The sequence below is a fragment of the Candidatus Pantoea floridensis genome, assembly GCF_900215435.1.
GTDB lineage: Bacteria > Pseudomonadota > Gammaproteobacteria > Enterobacterales > Enterobacteriaceae > Pantoea > Pantoea floridensis.
In genome coordinates, this window is the sequence record NZ_OCMY01000001.1 from 2834766 (window position 1) to 2854046 (window position 19281).

General features: G+C 54.9%; 14 protein-coding genes. 10 read left to right on the top strand and 4 right to left on the bottom strand.

Features of this window, described 5'->3' with window-relative positions:
• The first annotated feature begins 79 nt into the window (after window positions 1-79).
• Window positions 80-1219 carry a glycerate kinase gene (locus CRO19_RS13235; protein ID WP_097096233.1) on the top strand — a complete coding sequence of 380 codons (1140 nt, stop codon included), beginning with the start codon at window positions 80-82 and terminating at the stop codon, window positions 1217-1219.
• A gap of 241 nt (window positions 1220-1460) precedes the next feature.
• Here the strand turns inward: CRO19_RS13235 and barA are convergent, their stop codons facing one another.
• Entirely contained in the window at window positions 1461-4190 is a 2730-nt protein-coding gene (gene barA, locus CRO19_RS13240) for a two-component sensor histidine kinase BarA (RefSeq protein ID WP_097096234.1), read from the bottom strand.
• 90 nt (window positions 4191-4280) lie between these two features.
• Between barA and rlmD the strand changes: the two genes are divergently transcribed.
• From rlmD to queE, 6 genes are all read left to right on the top strand, one after another.
• Window positions 4281-5597, top strand: a complete 1317-nt coding sequence (gene rlmD, locus CRO19_RS13245; RefSeq protein ID WP_097096236.1) for a 23S rRNA (uracil(1939)-C(5))-methyltransferase RlmD — start codon at window positions 4281-4283, stop codon at window positions 5595-5597.
• Between the two features lie 32 nt (window positions 5598-5629).
• The gene (gene relA, locus CRO19_RS13250; RefSeq protein WP_097096237.1) at window positions 5630-7861 is read left to right on the top strand and encodes a GTP diphosphokinase; all 2232 of its coding nucleotides are present in this window, start codon (window positions 5630-5632) and stop codon (window positions 7859-7861) included.
• Window positions 7862-7956: 95 nt separating this feature from the next.
• A complete protein-coding gene (mazG, locus tag CRO19_RS13255; protein ID WP_097096239.1) occupies window positions 7957-8748 on the top strand; it encodes a nucleoside triphosphate pyrophosphohydrolase in 792 nt (263 codons plus the stop codon).
• Between the two features lie 242 nt (window positions 8749-8990).
• Window positions 8991-10628, top strand: a complete 1638-nt coding sequence (pyrG, locus tag CRO19_RS13260) for a glutamine hydrolyzing CTP synthase (RefSeq protein WP_007891723.1) — start codon at window positions 8991-8993, stop codon at window positions 10626-10628.
• Between the two features lie 75 nt (window positions 10629-10703).
• Window positions 10704-12002, top strand: coding sequence for a phosphopyruvate hydratase (gene eno, locus CRO19_RS13265; protein ID WP_097096241.1), 1299 nt, complete (start codon window positions 10704-10706; stop codon window positions 12000-12002).
• Window positions 12003-12151: 149 nt separating this feature from the next.
• Window positions 12152-12823: a 7-carboxy-7-deazaguanine synthase QueE gene (queE, locus tag CRO19_RS13270; protein ID WP_097096243.1), complete on the top strand. Its 672-nt coding sequence runs from the start codon at window positions 12152-12154 to the stop codon at window positions 12821-12823.
• A gap of 105 nt (window positions 12824-12928) precedes the next feature.
• Here the strand turns inward: queE and queD are convergent, their stop codons facing one another.
• Window positions 12929-13288, bottom strand: a complete 360-nt coding sequence (gene queD, locus CRO19_RS13275) for a 6-carboxytetrahydropterin synthase QueD (RefSeq protein WP_097096245.1) — start codon at window positions 13286-13288, stop codon at window positions 12929-12931.
• A 298-nt stretch (window positions 13289-13586) separates the two neighbouring features.
• On the opposite strand from queD, the gene cysJ reads away from it, so the two are divergent.
• Genes cysJ through CRO19_RS13290 form a run of 3 tightly spaced genes read left to right on the top strand, consistent with a single transcriptional unit; the run spans window position 13587 to window position 17844 of the window.
• Window positions 13587-15389: an NADPH-dependent assimilatory sulfite reductase flavoprotein subunit gene (gene cysJ / locus CRO19_RS13280; protein WP_097096247.1), complete on the top strand. Its 1803-nt coding sequence runs from the start codon at window positions 13587-13589 to the stop codon at window positions 15387-15389.
• Entirely contained in the window at window positions 15389-17113 is a 1725-nt protein-coding gene (cysI, locus tag CRO19_RS13285; RefSeq protein ID WP_097096248.1) for an assimilatory sulfite reductase (NADPH) hemoprotein subunit, read from the top strand. Before cysJ ends, cysI begins: the two co-directional genes overlap by 1 nt.
• The gene (locus CRO19_RS13290) at window positions 17110-17844 is read left to right on the top strand and encodes a phosphoadenylyl-sulfate reductase (protein ID WP_097096250.1); all 735 of its coding nucleotides are present in this window, start codon (window positions 17110-17112) and stop codon (window positions 17842-17844) included. Before cysI ends, CRO19_RS13290 begins: the two co-directional genes overlap by 4 nt.
• Before the next feature lie 65 nt (window positions 17845-17909).
• On the opposite strand, the gene CRO19_RS13295 is transcribed toward CRO19_RS13290, so the two are convergent.
• Complete coding sequence (locus tag CRO19_RS13295) at window positions 17910-18194, bottom strand: YciI family protein (RefSeq protein ID WP_097096252.1); 285 nt, start codon at window positions 18192-18194, stop codon at window positions 17910-17912.
• A 9-nt stretch (window positions 18195-18203) separates the two neighbouring features.
• Window positions 18204-19226 carry an aminopeptidase gene (locus tag CRO19_RS13300; protein WP_097096253.1) on the bottom strand — a complete coding sequence of 341 codons (1023 nt, stop codon included), beginning with the start codon at window positions 19224-19226 and terminating at the stop codon, window positions 18204-18206.
• Window positions 19227-19281 lie beyond the last annotated feature (55 nt).

Sequence of the window (19281 nt, forward strand, 5' to 3'; positions counted from 1 at the left end):
CGCCCGGCGTCTGCGGATGCCGGGCGGCTCGCTGCCATAGCAAGGACGGATGTCCGTCATCAACCGCGCTGGATTGCCTATGAAAATTGTCATCGCACCGGATTCATATAAAGAGAGTTTATCCGCCCTGGAAGTGGCTTCGGCGATTGAAGCGGGTTTCCGCGAGATCTTTCCTGAAGCTGACTACGTGAAAATACCGGTTGCCGACGGTGGCGAAGGCACGGTTGAAGCGATGGTGGCGGCAACGCAGGGAAACATTGTCCGGCTGACGGTTACAGGACCGCTCGGCAAACCCGTGGATGCGTTCTACGGCTTATCAGGCGACGCGCGCACCGCGTTTATCGAAATGGCGGCGGCCAGCGGGCTGGAACTCGTGCCGGCCGCGCAGCGCGATCCGCTGATTACCACCTCGTTTGGCACCGGTGAGCTGATTAAAGATGCGCTCGATCGCGGTGTCGACCACGTCATTATCGGCATTGGCGGATCTGCCACCAACGATGGCGGATCCGGCATGGTGCAGGCGCTTGGTGCGCATTTACTGGATGAGCATGGCGAGCAAATTGCCTTCGGTGGCGGCGCGTTGCCACAGCTGGTGCGGATTGATATTGAGCAGCTTGATCCACGCATTAAGCAGTGTCGCTTCGAAGTGGCCTGCGATGTCACCAATCCATTGACCGGTGATAAAGGAGCGTCGGCGATTTTCGGCCCACAAAAGGGCGCGACGCCAGCGTTGGTCCAGCAGCTGGATCAGGCCCTGGAACACTACGCGCAGATTATTCATCGCGATTTGGATATTGATGTGCTGCATATCGACGGCGGCGGCGCGGCAGGTGGCATGGGCGCGGCGTTGCACGCATTTTGTCAGGCCGAGTTGCGCAGCGGCATTGAGATCGTCACCGAAGCGTTGGGCCTGGCCGAGCAGGTGAAAGATGCCGATCTGGTGATTACAGGCGAAGGGCGCATCGACAGCCAAAGCGTCAATGGCAAGGTGCCGGTCGGCGTTGCGAAAGTCGCGAAGCTGTATCACAAGCCGGTGATTGGCATCGCCGGGAGTTTGACGGCCGATGTTGGCGTGGTGCATCAGCATGGGTTAGATGCGGTGTTCAGCGTGCTGTTTAGCATCTGCTCCCTGGAAGAAGCGCTGGCGAATGCGGCGCAGAATGTGCGCTTGACGGCGCGCAATGTGGCGGCGACGATAAAGGCGGGGCAGGGGTTGTGATGGTTTTTCCTGTTGCCCTCACCCTAACCCTCTCCCACAAGTGGGAGAGGGAACCGTTCGGACAGGCGATGTATTTTGCACTCAAATTCAACTTCGTATAGGACGGCCCCGTCGGCCGCTAGTGGGTGAGTGAACCGTTCGTAGAGGTGAAGTATTTTGCACTCATCTCCAACTCCGCATAGGACAGCCCCCTCGCCCGCTTGCGGGAGAGGGCTGGGGTGAGGGGAAACGTGGCACAACATTAACCCAACGCTAACAGCTTCCTCGCCTCACGCGCCACGTTCGCCATCTCATCGCTTAACTCCAGCAGCTCCGGCTCAAGCGCCTCGATATCGCTCTCCTGATGCAGACTCTTCTCCAGCTGCTGACACAGCTGTTTCAAACGCGGTACGCCGCTGTAGCTGGCGCTGCCGTGCAGCTTGTGAATAATCTCGCGCAGGCCAACCACATCGTTCCTCGCCATCGCGCTTTCAACGCGCTCTTCCACTTCCGGCAGGAAATCGAGCAGCATTTGCAGCAGGTCGCGGGCTAAATCGGGTTTATTCGCGGCCTGACGCAGTGCCAGCGCCCAATCCAGCGACGGCGCAACATCCGGCCGCAGCGGCTGTGGCGCCGCGCGAGGTGGCGCATAACGCTGCAGTAACTGGCTGAGTTTATCTTCATCAATCGGCTTGGCCAGATAGTCATTCATGCCAGCATTAATCAGCTGCTCACGCTCGCCATCCAGCGCGTGCGCGGTAACGGCAACAATCGGCGTGGTGGCATGCAGCGGCAGGCTGCGGATGATTTCGCTGGCGCGAATGCCGTCAATATCCGGCATTTGAATATCCATCAAAATCACGTCCAGTTTGTGCAGGCGTGCCTGGCGAATGGCCTGCTCGGCGTTATCACACAGAATAATGTGCTGTACCTGCTCCTCCAGCAGGGCGCCAATCAGTTTCAGATTGGCGGGATTGTCATCCACCGCCATTACCGTGAGCGGCTGCCGCGTTCCTCGCGGCTGCGCATCACGCTGCCAGTCATCTAAATCCAGTAACATTGGCAGCAGGCGCGTGAGTGATACCGGTTTCGCAATGCAGCCCGCAATGCCGCGAGCCCGCAGATCGTCGGCAAACAGCATCATTTCGCTGGGCAGCGCCAGCAGCACGGAATCAGCGCGCGCGTGCAGCTGTTTTATTAAGGCATCGGGCAGCGTGGCAGGATGGGTCTCTGAAACCGGCAATCCCATCAACAGCAGCGGGAAGTGCGTATCGGGCATCTCTTCCAGAGTGGTGAAATGCTGCACCTGTAACGGCGTGATGCTCAGCATCTCCTGCACCGCTTTGGCGACTGCAGGATGTGGCTCAATATAGGCGAGCGGCGTGGCGCGTAAATCGCCCAACATGCGCGGAATGGTGGGGGCGTTCGGATTGAGATCGAGATGAATGTGTACCCAGAACGTCGAACCCTGATTTTGACGGCTGTGGAACGCAATCTCACCGCCCATTTCACTCACCAGTTTTTGCGTGATAACCAGGCCTAAACCGGTACCGCCGTGGCGGCGTGTAATGCTGGCATCGGCCTGGCGGAATGCCTGGAACAGCTGCGACTGCTGCTGTTCAGAAATGCCGATACCGGTGTCATGTACCTGTATTTCCAGCTCGACACGTGTCGTGTTAATGCTGCGCAGTTCAACGCGCAGATCAATATGACCGTGCTCGGTAAATTTGATGGCGTTGCCAATCAGGTTGATCATGATTTGCTGTAGACGCAGCGGGTCACCAATCACATTGTCTGGCACCTGTTTTTCCAGGCACACGGTGATTTCCAACCCTTTGTCATGCGCGGAGGGTGCCAATAATACCAGCGTTTCATCCAGCGTGGCGCGTAGCGGGAAGGGAATGGATTCCAGTACCAGCTTGCCGGCTTCCAGCTTCGAGAAATCGAGCACGTCGTTGATGATACTGAGCAAATTATTGGCCGAGCGCTCAATGGTGCTCATGTAATCGTGCTGGTTGGTACTCAGCCCGGTTTTTAGCATCTGACGGGTAAAACCGATGACGCCGTTGAGCGGCGTGCGTAACTCGTGCGACATATTGGCAAGGAACTCGGACTTAATGCGCGCCGCTTCCTGGGCGCGCTTCTTCGCCAGATCCAGCTCAACGTTTTGAATCTCCAGCTGTTCCAGCGTTTCACGCAGATCGTAAGTTGCCTGATCGATATTCTGCTGCATCTCTTCGTGATAAGCCGTAAGCGACATCGCCATGGCATTAATGCCGTTCTTCAGGATGCTCAGTTCACCCAGCATGTAGCCATCGACGCGGCTATCGAGCTGGCCGCGGCGAATGCGGTCAACGGTGGTCACCATATTACGAATCGGCCCGGTGACATCGCGCATCAGGCGATAGGCAAACAGCATGGCGATGCACAAGCAAAACAGCAGCAGCAGCGTGGCAACAAATACCTCTTTGTACTGCTCCAGCCGCACCGATTGCAGATCCAACTCGATGGCCACATAACCTAACGGATTGCCCGCAGGTTTAGCGTCTTCGCCCGGGAGTTCATCTACCGAGTAGCGTTCAGAAATAATCGGCGTGCGCAGGATCATCAAATTGCCCTGGCGCTCAACGGAGACGCTATCTTCCAGCGTGGAGATGTCCTCTTTTTGCAGCAGTGCCAGATTCTGATTGTTATTCGAGGTGACGTAGACGTGATTATTGTTGTCGAAAATGGTGATGGCACGGACAATATTAGAGTGGCGACGATGTAGCAGGCTCACTAACTCGCGAATAGCATCGCGATTATGCCACGTCATGCCGTATTCACTGGAGACCGCCAACGGTTCGATAATATTCGCCCCGGCGTCCTGCACCTGGTGTTGTAATTCGTTATAGCGGTGAACCACGAAGAAGGTACTGAGCAGCAGGCCAATCATCAGCGTTGGCGCCAGTATCAAAATCATCATTCGCGCCCGCAGGCTATATTTGGTCATAATTGTGGCCTGGCGACTCCTGGCATTTTTATCCCTGTGCAACGGCCGTGATTGGCTGCACACCCAATAAAATAGAGATTTCACAATACTATGGCGCAATTTTACTCGGCAAAACAGCGTGTGGCGACAAAGCAACGCTTATCCGTCACCATCGAAGACCTTGATCCCTTTGGACAAGGTGTTGCGCGCCATAAAGGCAAGGCGATGTTTGTTAGCGGTGCGCTGCCGGGTGAACAGGCGGACGTTACGGTGCAGGAAGATAAGCGTCAGTATGCGCGCGCCAAAGCTACCAAGATTATCAATCCTAGCCCACAGCGTGAAAAACCGCGCTGCGTTCATTTCGGCGTGTGTGGCGGTTGCCAGCAACAGCATGCCTCAGTGGCGTTACAACAGGAGAGCAAAGCGCGCGCATTAAGCCGTATGTTGAGCCGTGATGCGCCACTGCCGGTTATCGTTGATGAGATTATCAGCGGCGATGCCTGGGGCTATCGCCGTCGTGCCCGTTTAGGGTTGCAGTGGCAGCCAAAACAGCAGCGTCTGCAAATGGGTTTTCGTCAGGCGGCCAGCAATGACCTGGTTGAACTGAAGCAATGCCCGGTTTTGGTGCCCGAACTTGAAGCGTTGTTAGCGCCGTTGTACCGCTGTCTGAGTGAACTAAGCGCGGCTCGACGTTTGGGCCACGTTGAATTGGTGCTGGCAGACAATGGTCCGCTGATGGTACTTCGTCATCTTGATGCGTTATCGCTAGGCGATCGTGCAAAGCTGGAACGCTTTTCGCATGAGCAGCAGGTAATGCTCTATTTGGCTGATGGCAGTGACACTTTGCAGGCCCTGAGCGATCGCGAACCGTTTTATCGTTCTTATGATTTACCTCTCACTTTTAGCCCGCAAAATTTTATTCAGGTGAACGATAGGGTGAACCAGCAGATGGTGGCAAAAGCCATTGAGTGGCTGGATTTACAGCCGGAAGATCGCGTGCTGGATCTGTTCTGTGGCATGGGAAATTTCACTTTGCCTGTGGGAAAATTCGTACAAAATGCAGTAGGTGTGGAGGGTGTTGCAGCATTAGTGCAACAGGCAGCGTATAATGCATCCCAGAATAATCTTGGGAATGTTCGCTTTTTCCAGCATAACCTGGAAGAGGACGTGACGCGTCAGCCTTGGGCGACGCAGGGATTTAACAAGGTGTTACTGGATCCAGCACGTGCTGGGGCTGCGGGCGTAATGGCGCATGTGGTTAAACTTGCGCCGGAACGTGTGGTCTATGTTTCCTGTAACCCAACAACACTTGCACGCGACAGTCAAACATTGCTGTCAGCGGGCTACCAATTGGAAAGGGTTGCGATGCTGGATATGTTCCCACATACCAGTCATCTCGAGTCCATGGTGCTATTTAGCAAAACATAAGCGATGTCCACATCGCTGTGGCAGGAGAGGATATGGTTGCGGTTAGAAGTGCGCATTTAAATACGGCGGGTGAGTTTGCCCTTGACCAGTGGATCGCCAGTTTAAGTATCAACAATCCGCAATCTTGCCAGCGACTGGCGGATGCGTGGCGCTACTGTGAAGCCGAAACGCACAACCATCCTGATCAGGCTCTGCTGCTGTGGCGTGGCATTGAGATGGTGGAAATCCTCACCATGCTCAGCATGGACATTGATAGCCTGCGCGCTGCGCTGCTGTTTCCGTTAGCCAATGCCGATGTGGTGAGCGAAGAGGATCTGGAGCAAGCGTTCGGCAAAGGCATTGTCATGCTGGTGCACGGCGTACGCGATATGGATGCCATTCGCCAGCTGAAAGCCATTCATAACGATTCGATGGCCTCTGAGCAGGTGGATAATGTCCGCCGTATGCTGCTGGCGATGGTGGAAGATTTCCGCTGCGTGGTCATCAAGCTCGCCGAACGCATTGCGCATCTGCGTGAAATGAAAGATGCGCCTGAAGATGAGCGCGTGCTTGCGGCGAAAGAGAGCACCAATATCTACGCGCCGCTGGCCAATCGTCTGGGTATCGGTCAGCTCAAATGGGAGCTGGAAGACTACTGCTTCCGCTATCTGCACCCCGACGAATATAAGCGCATCGCTAAATTGCTGCATGAGCGCCGTATCGACCGCGAAGGGTATATTGAGAGCTTCGTGGAGAACCTGCGCGCAGAAATGCAGAAAGAGGGCGTGCGGGCAGAAGTGTACGGCCGCCCGAAACACATCTACAGCATCTGGCGCAAGATGCAGAAGAAGTCATTAGCGTTTGATGAACTGTTTGACGTACGCGCGGTGCGTATTGTCGCTGAGCGTCTGCAGGATTGCTACGGCGCGCTGGGAACGGTGCACACGCTGTACCGCCATTTGCCGAGTGAGTTTGACGATTACGTCGCTAATCCGAAACCCAACGGCTATCAATCCATTCATACCGTGGTGCTGGGACCGCAGGGCAAAACGGTTGAAATCCAGATTCGTACGCGTCAAATGCACGAAGATGCGGAACTGGGCGTAGCGGCGCACTGGAAGTACAAAGAAGGGCCGACCACCAGCAACGCGCGCGGCGCGGCGGGACACGAAGAGCGCATTGCCTGGCTGCGTAAGCTGATTACCTGGCAGGAAGAGATGGCCGATTCTGGCGAGATGCTGGAAGAGGTGCGCAGCCAGGTGTTTGACGATCGCGTGTACGTGTTTACGCCGAAAGGCGATGTGGTCGATCTGCCAGCGGGCTCAACGCCGCTCGATTTCGCCTACCATATTCATAGCGATATCGGCCACCGCTGCATTGGCGCTAAGATCAGCGGACGCATCGTACCGTTCACCTATCAGCTGCAGATGGGCGATCAGATTGAAGTGATCACCCAAAAGCAGCCAAATCCAAGCCGCGACTGGCTGAATCCGAACCTCGGCTATATCACCACCAGCCGCGGCCGTTCGAAAATTCACGCCTGGTTCCGTAAGCAGGATCGTGACAAAAATATTATTGCCGGCCGTCAGATCCTCGAAAGCGAGCTGAATCAGATGGATATCAGCATGCGCGAGGCCGAGAAACTGCTGCTGCCGCGCTATAACGTCAGCTCGCAGGATGAATTGCTGGCGATGATTGGCGGCGGTGATATTCGCCTCAATCAGATGGTGAACTTCCTGCAGGGCAAGCTCAACAAGCCGAGTGCGGAAGAGGAAGATCGCGAAGCGCTGCGCCAGCTGACGCAGAAGTCGCATGCATCGTCTTCACGCAAAGAGAGCGGACGCGTGGTGGTGGAAGGTGTGGGCAATCTACTGCACCACATCGCACGCTGCTGCCAGCCGATTCCCGGTGATGATATCGTGGGCTTTATCACGCAAGGTCGCGGCATCTCGATTCACCGCGCGGATTGCGACCAGTTAACCGAACTCATTTCCCACGCGCCGGAACGTATCGTTGATGCCGTGTGGGGTGAAGATTACTCCAGCGGTTACTCGCTGGTGGTGCGCGTCACCGCCAACGATCGCAGCGGTCTGCTGCGTGACATCACCACGATTCTGGCTAACGAAAAGGTCAATGTACTGGGCGTTTCCAGCCGCAGCGATACCAAAAAGCAGCTTGCCACCATCGATATGGATATTGAGATCTATAACCAGCAGGTGCTCGGCCGCGTGCTGGCGCGTCTTAATCAGGTGCCGGATATTATCGACGCGCGCCGTTTGCATTGATTTCCAGGTCGCCATGAATGGCGACCCTACAAATTACGCCGTAGGGTCGCCATTTATGGCGACCTTTTTACATAGCAGCCCCAAAGGATCCCTTCATGACCCCGTTAAACCGCCTGCTCACCATCATGCAAACCCTGCGCGATCCGCAACGTGGCTGCCCGTGGGATCGTCAGCAAACTTTCTCCTCGATCGCGCCTTACACGCTGGAAGAAACCTACGAAGTCATCGATGCCATTCAGCGCGAGGATTTTGATGATTTACGCGGTGAACTCGGCGATCTGCTGTTTCAGGTGGTGTTCTACGCTCAAATGGCCGATGAGCAGCAGCGCTTTAATTTCGACGACATCTGCAATGCCATCAGTGACAAACTTGAGCGGCGTCATCCGCACATTTTTGGCGACGTTCAGGCCGAAACCAGCGAAGACGTGCTGAAAAACTGGGAAGCGATCAAACACAGTGAACGCGCGGAAAAATCGCAGCATTCAGTTTTAGATGACATTCCCAAAGCGTTGCCTGCCTTAATGCGCGCGCACAAAATTCAGAAGCGTTGCAGCACGGTCGGTTTCGACTGGAACAATCTCGGCCCGGTGCTGGATAAAGTGCATGAAGAGATTGATGAAGTGATGCATGAAGCGCAGCAAGCGGTGGTCGATAAAGACAAGCTGGAAGAGGAAATCGGCGATTTACTCTTCGCCACCGTCAATTTGTCGCGCCATTTAGGCAGCAAAGCGGAAGTTGCTTTGCAGAAAGCTAACGATAAGTTTGAGCGCCGCTTCCGCCAGGTTGAGTCAATTATCGCATCGCAAGGGTTAGCGATGAGCGATGCAACTTTGGCTCAGATGGAAGAGGCCTGGCAGCAGGTTAAAGTTAGCGAGAACAAAGGTTAAGCGTAATCTGGTGATTATTCCAGCACTGCGCATAATTTCACCGCTTGAGCTTACTCGATTCAGCTTTGCGGTGACTTTGTGACGTACATCAACATTTCACCCCCCGCTATCCGCTATGTTACCGGCCTACATGCGTAGGAGGATGGTGTGATTCATCAATTGTGGCTTAAGACGACTTCGGGTATACTATTTTCCCGTCTTGGTTATTCCACCGTCTTTAAACCTAAACTCTCAGGTTCAGCATGACAACGAATTATATTTTTGTGACCGGCGGGGTCGTTTCCTCTCTGGGGAAAGGCATTGCCGCAGCCTCCCTCGCAGCCATCCTTGAAGCACGTGGTCTGAATGTGACCATCATGAAACTCGATCCGTACATCAACGTCGATCCGGGTACCATGAGCCCTACGCAGCACGGTGAAGTGTTTGTTACCGATGATGGGGCCGAAACCGATCTGGATTTAGGTCACTACGAGCGCTTCATCCGTACCAAAATGTCGCGCCGCAATAACTTTACTACCGGTCGTATCTACTCAGAAGTGCTGCGCAAAGAGCGTCGCGGCGACTATCTGGGCGCCACGATTCAGGTCATCCCGCACATCACTAATGCCATCAAAGAACGCATTATTGAAGGTGGCGAAGGTCATGACGTCGTTCTGGTTGAGATCGGCGGTACCGTGGGTGATATCGAATCTCTGCCGTTCCTCGAAGCGATTCGCCAGATGGCGGTCGATGTCGGTCGTGAACACACCATGTATATGCACCTGACGCTGGTGCCCTATATGGCGGCCGCAGGCGAAGTGAAAACCAAGCCAACCCAGCATTCAGTGAAAGAGCTGTTGTCGATCGGGATTCAGCCAGATGTGCTGATCTGCCGTTCGGACCGTGCGGTGCCTGCCAACGAACGCGCTAAAATCGCGCTGTTCTGTAACGTGCCGGAAAAAGCGGTTATTTCCCTGAAAGATGTGGATTCCATCTACAAAATTCCAGGCATGCTGAAGTCGCAAGGTCTGGATGATTACATCTGCAAGCGTTTCAATCTGAACGCGCCGGAAGCGAACCTGGCCGAATGGGAACAGGTTATCTACGAAGAAGCTAATCCGGGTGGCGAAGTGACCATCGGTATGGTCGGCAAATATGTCGAACTGCCGGATGCGTACAAATCGGTGATTGAAGCGTTGAAACACGGCGGCCTGAAAAATCGCGTGACCGTGAATATCAAGCTGATCGACTCGCAGGATGTGGAAACGCGCGGTGTCGAATTACTGAAAGATCTTGATGCTATTCTGATCCCTGGCGGCTTCGGCTACCGCGGTGTGGAAGGCAAAATGATGACGGCGCAATACGCCCGTGAGAACAATGTGCCTTATCTCGGTATTTGCCTGGGTATGCAGGTTGCGCTGATGGAATTTGCCCGCAACGTTGCCGGTATGGAAGGCGCGAACTCTACTGAATTTGTGCCAGACTGTAAGTATCCGGTGGTGGCGCTTATCACCGAATGGCGTGACGAAGAGGGCAACGTGGAGCAGCGTACTGAGCAGAGCGATCTGGGCGGCACCATGCGTCTAGGCAGCCAGCAGTGCCAGTTGACGCCGGAAAGCAAGGTGCGTCAGTTGTACGGTTCTGAAATCATTACCGAACGCCACCGTCATCGTTACGAAGTAAACAATATGCTGTTGAAGCCGATTGAAGCGGCGGGTCTGCATATTGCCGGTCGTTCCGGCGACGATCAGCTGGTTGAGATCATTGAGATCCCGAATCACCCGTGGTTTGTTGCCTGTCAGTTCCACCCGGAATTCACATCGACCCCGCGTGATGGTCATCCGCTGTTCGCTGGCTTTGTAAAAGCCGCGCAGGAGCACCAGAAGCGTTTAGCGAAGTAAGTTTCACGAGCAGCGCGCGAACTTTTCGCGCGTTGTTTGTCTTAGGATTGACTAACTTGTACTGAGGAAAATCGAATGTCCAAAATCGTAAAAGTCATCGGTCGCGAAATCATCGACTCCCGTGGCAACCCAACTGTTGAAGCAGAAGTGCATCTGGAAGGCGGTTTCGTTGGTCTGGCTGCTGCGCCATCAGGTGCATCTACCGGTTCTCGTGAAGCACTGGAGCTGCGTGACGGTGACAAATCTCGTTTCCTGGGCAAAGGCGTAACCAAAGCTGTTGCTGCGGTTAATGGTCCGATTGCTGAAGCGGTAAAAGGCAAAGACGCGAAAGACCAGGCGAACATCGATAAGATCATGATCGAGCTGGACGGTACTGAGAACAAATCTAACTTCGGTGCAAACGCCATTCTGGCGGTTTCACTGGCTGCTGCTAAAGCTGCTGCTGCCTCTAAAGGCCTGCCGCTGTATGCACACATCGCTGACCTGAACGGCACTCCGGGCAAATTCTCTATGCCATTGCCAATGATGAACATCATCAACGGTGGTGAGCATGCGGATAACAACGTCGACATTCAGGAGTTCATGATTCAGCCGGTTGGCGCGAAAACCCTGAAAGAAGCCGTGCGTATGGGTTCTGAAGTGTTCCATCACCTGGCGAAAGTGCTGAAGTCTAAAGGCATGAACACCGCAGTCGGTGACGAAGGTGGCTATGCACCAAACCTGGGTTCTAACGCCGAAGCACTGGCTGTTATCGCTGAAGCGGTAAAAGCAGCGGGCTATGAGCTGGGCAAAGACATCACTCTGGCGATGGACTGCGCAGCATCTGAATTCTACAAAGACGGCAAATATGTGCTGGCTGGCGAAGGCAACAAAGCCTTCACTTCAGAAGAGTTCACGCACTTCCTGGAAGACCTGACCAAACAGTACCCAATCGTTTCTATCGAAGATGGTCTGGACGAATCTGACTGGGCTGGTTTCGCATACCAGACCAAAGTGCTGGGCGACAAAATCCAGCTGGTTGGTGACGATCTGTTCGTAACCAACACCAAGATCCTGAAAGAAGGTATCGATAAAGGTATCGCTAACTCCATCCTGATCAAATTCAACCAGATCGGTTCACTGACCGAAACCCTGGCTGCAATCAAGATGGCGAAAGATGCTGGCTACACCGCGGTGATTTCACACCGTTCAGGTGAAACCGAAGACGCCACCATCGCTGACCTGGCGGTAGGTACTGCGGCTGGCCAGATCAAAACCGGTTCTATGAGCCGTTCTGACCGCGTTGCTAAGTACAACCAGCTGATTCGTATCGAAGAAGCGCTGGGCGAAAAAGCACCGTTTAACGGTCTGAAAGAAGTTAAAGGCCAGGCATAATCGCCTGAGTATGCTGCCTGCGGGCAGCATCGTCCGAATGAAGCCCCGCCTTGTGCGGGGCTTTTGCTTTTATTTGGCACGAAGCAGCTGTTACTCGGCGCGCAAGATCTGCCATAATCTGCGCCTCAAATTTTAGATGTGAGTGAAAAATGTTCTACCCGATTAACGAAATGTTCCAGACGCTGCAGGGCGAAGGTTTTTACACCGGTGTTCCGGCGCTGTTCATCCGCTTACAAGGATGTCCGGTGGGCTGTAGCTGGTGTGATACCAAACATACCTGGGAAAAGCGGGCGGATCGGGAGACCTCGCTGGGTGATATTTTGGTGAAGACCGTGGAGAGCGATGCGTGGGGCAGCGCCGATGCCGCGATGCTTCTCGACACTATCCAGCGTCAAGGCTGGACCGCACGTCATGTCGTGATTACCGGCGGTGAACCGGCGATTTTCGACCTGCGTCCATTGACGGAAGCGTTAGAAGTGGCGGGATTTGCGTGCCAGATCGAAACCAGCGGCACGCATGAAGTGCAGTGTTCAGAGGCGACCTGGGTGACGGTTTCACCAAAGGTGAATATGCGCGGTGGTTACGATGTGCTGCCGCAGGCGCTACAACGTGCGGATGAAATTAAACATCCGGTAGCGCGTGAGCGTGACGTCGAAGCGCTGGATGCGTTGCTGGCAGGATTGCACGACGATAAAAAGCGCATTGTGGCGCTACAGCCGATCAGTCGCGGTGATGCTGCCACCAAACTGTGTATTGAAACCTGTATCGCCCGTAACTGGCGGCTTTCAATGCAGACGCACAAATATCTGAATATTGCCTGAGTCGGCACGGTACGCATGAATGCGCACCCTACGAAAAACCCAGCTCTGTAAACGTAGGGTCGCCATTCATGGCGACCTCACTCAACGGTTACTGCTTCACTGACCTCAACCGCGATACACGCAACCTGCGGTACAGGTCTCTTTAATCATCACCGCACTCAACTCGGGCAGAAGCGGCTTCATTTGATCCCAAATCCACTTGGCCAGCACTTCGCTGGTAGGATTCTCCAGTCCCGGAATGTCATTCAGATAGTGATGATCGAGACGTTCATATAGAGGCTTAAATGCCGCCTTGAGTTCGGCAAAATCCATTACCCAACCGGTATGCGCATCCACTTCGCCGGTAATTTCTAATCGCACCAGGAACGAATGGCCGTGCAAGCGTCCACACTTGTGGCCTTCCGGCACATGTGGCAGACGATGTGCAGATTCAAACTGGAACTCTTTAAATAAGGTGGTAGACATAATGGCTCTCAGACTTAAAAACCGCTGAAGTCTACCTGAAATGCAGATTTTTCGCACCCGCTCGCCGTGAAAAGGGCATTTTACGCTGGCGCACCGCGAAAAACGCCTAATTAACTCATTGAATCGTATCGCCTTCATTTACCACTTTTGCTGGTTAACTTTACCCGAAAAACCACTTAGTCATTTTGGTTATTTAATATGTCGAAGGCGTATTTAATCGTTAATATACAGCCCGGTAACCTACGCACTCTTCCGCAACATATTGATCCGGACTTCTGACACTGGAATTTTTAACGCAATGACGACTCAGGCACCAGGTTCACTGCTTCCGCTTTCACCGGAGCAACTCGCGCGCTTACAGGCGGCGACCACGGATTTCAACACCACGCAGATGGCCTGGCTCTCTGGCTACTTTTGGGGCATGGTCAACCAAACGCCGGGTGCGGCTGCCGCCCCCGCGCCGATTCAGTCAGAAGCACCGACCATCACGCTGATCTCCGCCTCGCAGACCGGTAACGCACGTCGCCTCGCTGAGCAGCTGCGCGATGACCTATTGGCCGCGAAGCTGAGCGTTAACCTGGTAAATGCCGGCGATTATAAATTCAAGCAAATTGGCCAGGAAAAGCTGCTGGTGGTCGTGACGTCCACGCAGGGCGAAGGCGAGCCGCCGGAAGAGGCCGTTGCGCTGCATAAGTTCCTGCTATCGAAGAAAGCGCCGAAGTTCGCAGGCACCGCCTTTGCCGTCTTCGGCCTTGGCGATACCTCTTATGAATTTTTCAGCAAAGCCGGAAAAGATTTTGATGAACGTCTGGCTGAGCTGGGCGCAGAGCGCCTGCTGGATCGCGTGGATGCCGATGTTGAATACAAAGAGCAGGCCAGTGCCTGGCGTCAGCAGATTACTGAGATTCTCAAAGCCCGGGTGCCAAGTGAGTCGCCAGCGCAGGCGGCCGTCACCGCGGCGGGCGCCGTCAATGAAGTCGACAGCAGCCCCTATACTAAAGAAGCGCCATTAACCGCCAGCTTTGCCGCTAACCAGAAAATCACGGGCCGTGATTCAGATAAAGATGTGCGTCACATCGAAATCGACCTTGGCGATTCGGGCCTGCGCTATCAGCCGGGCGATGCGCTCGGGGTGTGGTTTGAAAACGATGTCGAGCTGGTGCAGGAACTGCTGCAGCTGGTGTGGCTCAAAGGTGACGAGCCGGTTGAGGTGCAGGGCACAACGCTGCCGCTGGCTGAAGCGCTGCAAAAACATTTCGAATTGACGGTGAACACGCCGCAAATTGTCGAGCAGTATGCTGCCTTGTCACGCAACGATGCGCTGCTGGCGCTGGCCGGCGACAAGCCGAAGTTGCAGAGCTATGCGCAGAGTTTCCCGATTGTCGATATGGTGCGTCAGGCACCTACTGAATTGAATGCAGAACAACTTACCGGTCTGCTGCGTCCGCTGACGCCGCGCCTTTACTCCATCGCCTCTTCGCAAGCGGAAACCGAAAGCGAAGTGCATATCACCGTGGGTGCGGTGCGCTTTGAGATCGATGGTCGCCAGCGCGGCGGCGGGGCATCCACCTGGCTGGCCGATCGCATTGAAGAAGAGGGCGAAATCCGCGTCTTCATCGAACATAACGACAATTTCCGCCTGCCGGCAAATCCGGAAACCCCGGTGATAATGATTGGCCCGGGCACCGGCATCGCGCCGTTCCGCGCCTTTATGCAGCAGCGTGATAACGATGGCGCAGGCGGCAAAAACTGGCTGTTCTTTGGCAACCCGCACTTCACCGATGATTTCCTCTATCAGGTGGAGTGGCAGAAGTACGTCAAAGATGGCTTGCTGACAAATATCGATCTGGCATGGTCGCGCGATCAGGCCGAGAAAGTTTACGTACAAGATAAAATCCGTGCGAAAGGCGCGGAAGTGTGGCGCTGGATTGAAGAGGGCGCGCACCTTTACGTCTGCGGCGATGCTAATCGCATGGCGAAAGACGTTGAGCAAGCATTACTGGATGTGGTGGTCGAACACGGCGGCATGGATCGTGAAACGGCTGACGAATTTTTGAGTGAGCTGCGCATTGAGCGCCGTTATCAGCGAGACGTTTACTAATGAGCGAAAAACATCCTGGACCGCTGGTCGTTGAAGGCAAGCTGGTCGACGCTGAGCGTCTAAAAAAACAGAGCAACTATCTGCGCGGTACCATCCTCGACGATCTCGACGATGGCCTGACCGGCGGTTTCACTGGCGATAACTTCCTGCTAATCCGTTTCCACGGCATGTATCAGCAGGATGACCGCGACATCCGTGCCGAGCGCGCCGCGCAGAAGCTTGAGCCGCGTCACGCCATGATGCTGCGCTGCCGTCTGCCGGGCGGCATCATCACGCCAACGCAGTGGCTGGCGATTGATAAGTTCGCCACCGATAAAACCATTTACGGCAGCATTCGTTTAACCAACCGCCAAACCTTCCAGTTTCACGGCATTCTGAAGAAGAACGTGAAACCGACACACCAGATGCTGCACGAGGTCGGACTGGATGCGCTGGCAACGGCGAACGATGTAAACCGTAACGTGCTGTGCACTTCAAATCCGGTTGAGTCAGAACTGCATCAGGAAGCGTACGAGTGGGCGAAGAAGCTCTCTGAACATCTGCTGCCGCAAACCCGTGCTTATGCTGAGATTTGGTGGGATAAAGAGAAAGTCGCCACCACCGATCAAGAACCGATTCTGGGTGAAACCTATCTGCCGCGAAAATTCAAAACCACGGTAGTGGTGCCGCCGCATAACGATGTCGATCTGCACGCCAATGACATGAACTTCATCGCTATTGCCGAGCAGGGCAAGCTGATTGGTTTTAACCTGCTGGTCGGCGGGGGTTTGTCGATCGATCACGGTAACAAAGCCACCTATGCGCGCACCGCCAGTGAATTCGGTTTCCTGCCGCTGGAAAAGGTGCTTGATGTTGCGGCCGCAGTTGTCACCACCCAGCGTGATTGGGGTAATCGTACCGATCGTAAAAATGCCAAAACCAAATACACGCTAGAACGTGTCGGCGTCGAAACGTTTAAAGCTGAAGTGGAAAAACGTGCCGGTATTACCTTTGAGCCAATCCGCCCCTATACGTTCACCACGCGCGGCGACCGCATCGGCTGGGTGAAAGGCATTGATAAAAAATGGCACCTGACGCTGTTCATCGAGAACGGGCGTCTGCTGGATTATCCGGGCCGCCCGCTGAAACGCGGTATCGCCGAAATCGCCAAAGTTCATCAGGGTGATTTCCGTCTGACTGCTAATCAGAACCTGATTGTGGCTGGCGTACCCGAGAAGCAAAAAGCACAGATTGAAGCCATCGCCCGTGAACACGGTTTGATGGAAGCCGTGACGGCGCAACGTGAAAACTCGATGGCGTGCGTGGCGTTCCCGACCTGTCCGCTGGCCATGGCCGAGGCCGAGCGCTTCCTGCCGTCGTTCGTCACCAAGGTGGAAGAGATCATGCATAAGCATGGCGTGGGTGAAGAGCACATAGTGCTACGCGTTACCGGTTGCCCGAACGGTTGCGGACGTGCTTTGCTGGCTGAGTTGGGTCTGGTGGGTAAAGCGCCGGGTCGATACAACTTACATATTGGTGGCAACCGCGTGGGTACGCGTATTCCGCGCATGTATCGCGAGAATATCAACGAAGGCGAAATCCTCGCCAGTATCGATGAGCTGGTGGCGCGCTGGGCAACCGAGCGTCAGGCCGATGAAGGTTTCGGTGACTTTGTGATTCGTGCAGGCATCATTAAAGCCGTGGTTGATCCCGCCCGTGATTTTTGGGACTCGGAGGCAGTATGACGGTACTCGATCTCGCAGCACTGAATGGTTCATCAAAAGTGGATCGCATTATGGCGTTGGCAGAGAGCAACGTGCAGCTGGAGAAGCGCTCGGCCGAAGAGCGCGTCAGCTGGGCACTGGAACATCTGCCGGGTGCATTTGTACTGTCATCCAGCTTTGGTATTCAGGCGGCGGTTTTGCTGCATATGGTAACGCAGCAAAAACCGGACATCCCGGTGATCCTGACCGATACCGGCTATCTGTTCCCGGAAACCTATCGCTTTATTGATGAGCTGACGGACAAGCTCAATCTCAACCTGCAGATCTTCCGCGCGGAGACCTCCGCGGCGTGGCAGGAAGCGCGTTACGGCAAACTGTGGGAGCAGGGTGTCGAAGGGATTGAGCAGTACAACCAGATTAATAAAGTCGAGCCGATGAACCGCGCGCTGGAAACGCTGGGGGCGCAAACCTGGTTTGCTGGCCTGCGCCGCGATCAATCGGGCAGTCGCGCCAGTTTGCCAGTGTTGGCGGTGCAGCGCGGCGTGTTGAAAATTCTGCCGATCATTGATTGGGATAACCGCCAGGTGCACCAGTATCTGAAGCAGCACGGACTGAAATACCATCCGCTGTGGGATGAAGGGTATCTGTCAGTCGGCGATACGCACACCACCAGGAAGTGGGAGCCGGGCATGGCCGAAGAGGAGACGCGTTTCTTCGGCCTGAAGCGCGAGTGCGGGTTGCATGAAGGGTGATTAGCCAGGTCGGCATAAATGCCGACCCTACAACGTAGGGAGCGCATTCATGCGCTCCTTTTTGTTCAATCCCCTTGCAGCCCCGCAAACGCCTCCGCCGCCCGCGTCACATTCACCTTCGTCACCTCATAATGCGCCACCGCGACAAACGGATCTTCCGCCAGGATGGTATCCAACCGGGCGCGATCGATATCCTTAGCCAGGATCACGCCGCCGGTGCGCGGCTCTTTACGTCCCGCCGCGATAAACACGCCATTGGCGAAATAGCGGTCCAGCCATTCGATATGCGGTGCCAGCAACGCTTCGACTTCTTCTACCGGACGAAAATAGTTCAGATATATCACGTACATAGTGAATCCTTAGGTTGTCGGATTGGCGAGTTCGGTCAGCAGCGGCAGCAAAATCTTTACGCTATCGCGCGTGCGTTGGGTAATACGGCCTGGCAGCCAGCGATCGAGATAATTCAGGTTATCGCGATCGGTTTGATGGCGCACGTTGCCTTCCGGAAAATGGCTGGAACGCGCGCGCTGCTGCTGTCCATCTTTATTGCCCAGCGTCCAGTTGGCGGCGGTGACATCCATTAACGGCATACCGGCTTTATCAAACGGATTCACGCCCGGATAATCACGTGCGGTCATAATATGGCTGGCGGCGGAAATACCATAACGACGTGCGATCTGCACCGCGCGCGCGCTGGTCTGCTTGCGCACCGCCGACGGCGTATTGATGCCGCTATTAAAGTAGAGATGATCGCCCACAATCAGGCTATTGAGATCAACCACCAACAGCGTGTTCTTCTTCTCCTGCGCGCTCATGCGCGCCAGGTAATCATCCATGCCGTGCAGGCCTGCCTCACCGGCGCTCAGCGCCACAAAGCGCACGCCATAGTGTAGCGGGGTTTTGCTCAGCGCCTGTGCCAGCTCCAGCATCACGCCAAGGCCAGACGCATTGTCATCCACGCCCTGCAAACGCAGGCCGCCGAGATTGTTATCGGCCTCATGGCGGCTGAGCGGTGTCCAGGTATCCAGGTGGGTAACGATCAGGATCTCCTGCGGCACTTCCCCGGCACGTGCGGCAATCACCGACGTGGCGGTGACTTTATGGGTGCGACTCTCACCCTTTTTCTCCACCCATTCATAGCGGGTGTTGAATTGGCGGGTATTGCTCTGATAACCGAGCTGGTCAAACTGCTGCTGTAAATAATCGGCGGTCAGCAATTCGGCCGGACTGCCGCTCATGCGGCCAGGAAAATAGGTGGCGATATGGCGTAGCTGCTGTTCTGCAAAGTGTCCCGGCGCGAGGGGATTCGCTGCCTGAACAAAGAAAGGCAAACCGCCCGCAATCAGTGCAGCCAGCACGCTGCGGCGGAGAGTGGCAAACATAGTTATTATCCTTTTCTGACATCCCGTCATGCTAAAAAAATTCCGAGATAGTATG

Excerpts from the sequence above, each read along its gene's own strand:
- CRO19_RS13235 (WP_097096233.1), top strand. The coding sequence starts at position 80 with ATGAAAATTGTCATCGCACCGGATTCATATAAAGAGAGTTTATCCGCC.
- barA (WP_097096234.1), bottom strand. The coding sequence starts at position 4,190 with ATGACCAAATATAGCCTGCGGGCGCGAATGATGATTTTGATACTGGCG.
- rlmD (WP_097096236.1), top strand. The coding sequence starts at position 4,281 with ATGGCGCAATTTTACTCGGCAAAACAGCGTGTGGCGACAAAGCAACGC.
- relA (WP_097096237.1), top strand. The coding sequence starts at position 5,630 with ATGGTTGCGGTTAGAAGTGCGCATTTAAATACGGCGGGTGAGTTTGCC.
- mazG (WP_097096239.1), top strand. The coding sequence starts at position 7,957 with ATGACCCCGTTAAACCGCCTGCTCACCATCATGCAAACCCTGCGCGAT.
- pyrG (WP_007891723.1), top strand. The coding sequence starts at position 8,991 with ATGACAACGAATTATATTTTTGTGACCGGCGGGGTCGTTTCCTCTCTG.
- eno (WP_097096241.1), top strand. The coding sequence starts at position 10,704 with ATGTCCAAAATCGTAAAAGTCATCGGTCGCGAAATCATCGACTCCCGT.
- queE (WP_097096243.1), top strand. The coding sequence starts at position 12,152 with ATGTTCTACCCGATTAACGAAATGTTCCAGACGCTGCAGGGCGAAGGT.
- queD (WP_097096245.1), bottom strand. The coding sequence starts at position 13,288 with ATGTCTACCACCTTATTTAAAGAGTTCCAGTTTGAATCTGCACATCGT.
- cysJ (WP_097096247.1), top strand. The coding sequence starts at position 13,587 with ATGACGACTCAGGCACCAGGTTCACTGCTTCCGCTTTCACCGGAGCAA.
- cysI (WP_097096248.1), top strand. The coding sequence starts at position 15,389 with ATGAGCGAAAAACATCCTGGACCGCTGGTCGTTGAAGGCAAGCTGGTC.
- CRO19_RS13290 (WP_097096250.1), top strand. The coding sequence starts at position 17,110 with ATGACGGTACTCGATCTCGCAGCACTGAATGGTTCATCAAAAGTGGAT.
- CRO19_RS13295 (WP_097096252.1), bottom strand. The coding sequence starts at position 18,194 with ATGTACGTGATATATCTGAACTATTTTCGTCCGGTAGAAGAAGTCGAA.
- CRO19_RS13300 (WP_097096253.1), bottom strand. The coding sequence starts at position 19,226 with ATGTTTGCCACTCTCCGCCGCAGCGTGCTGGCTGCACTGATTGCGGGC.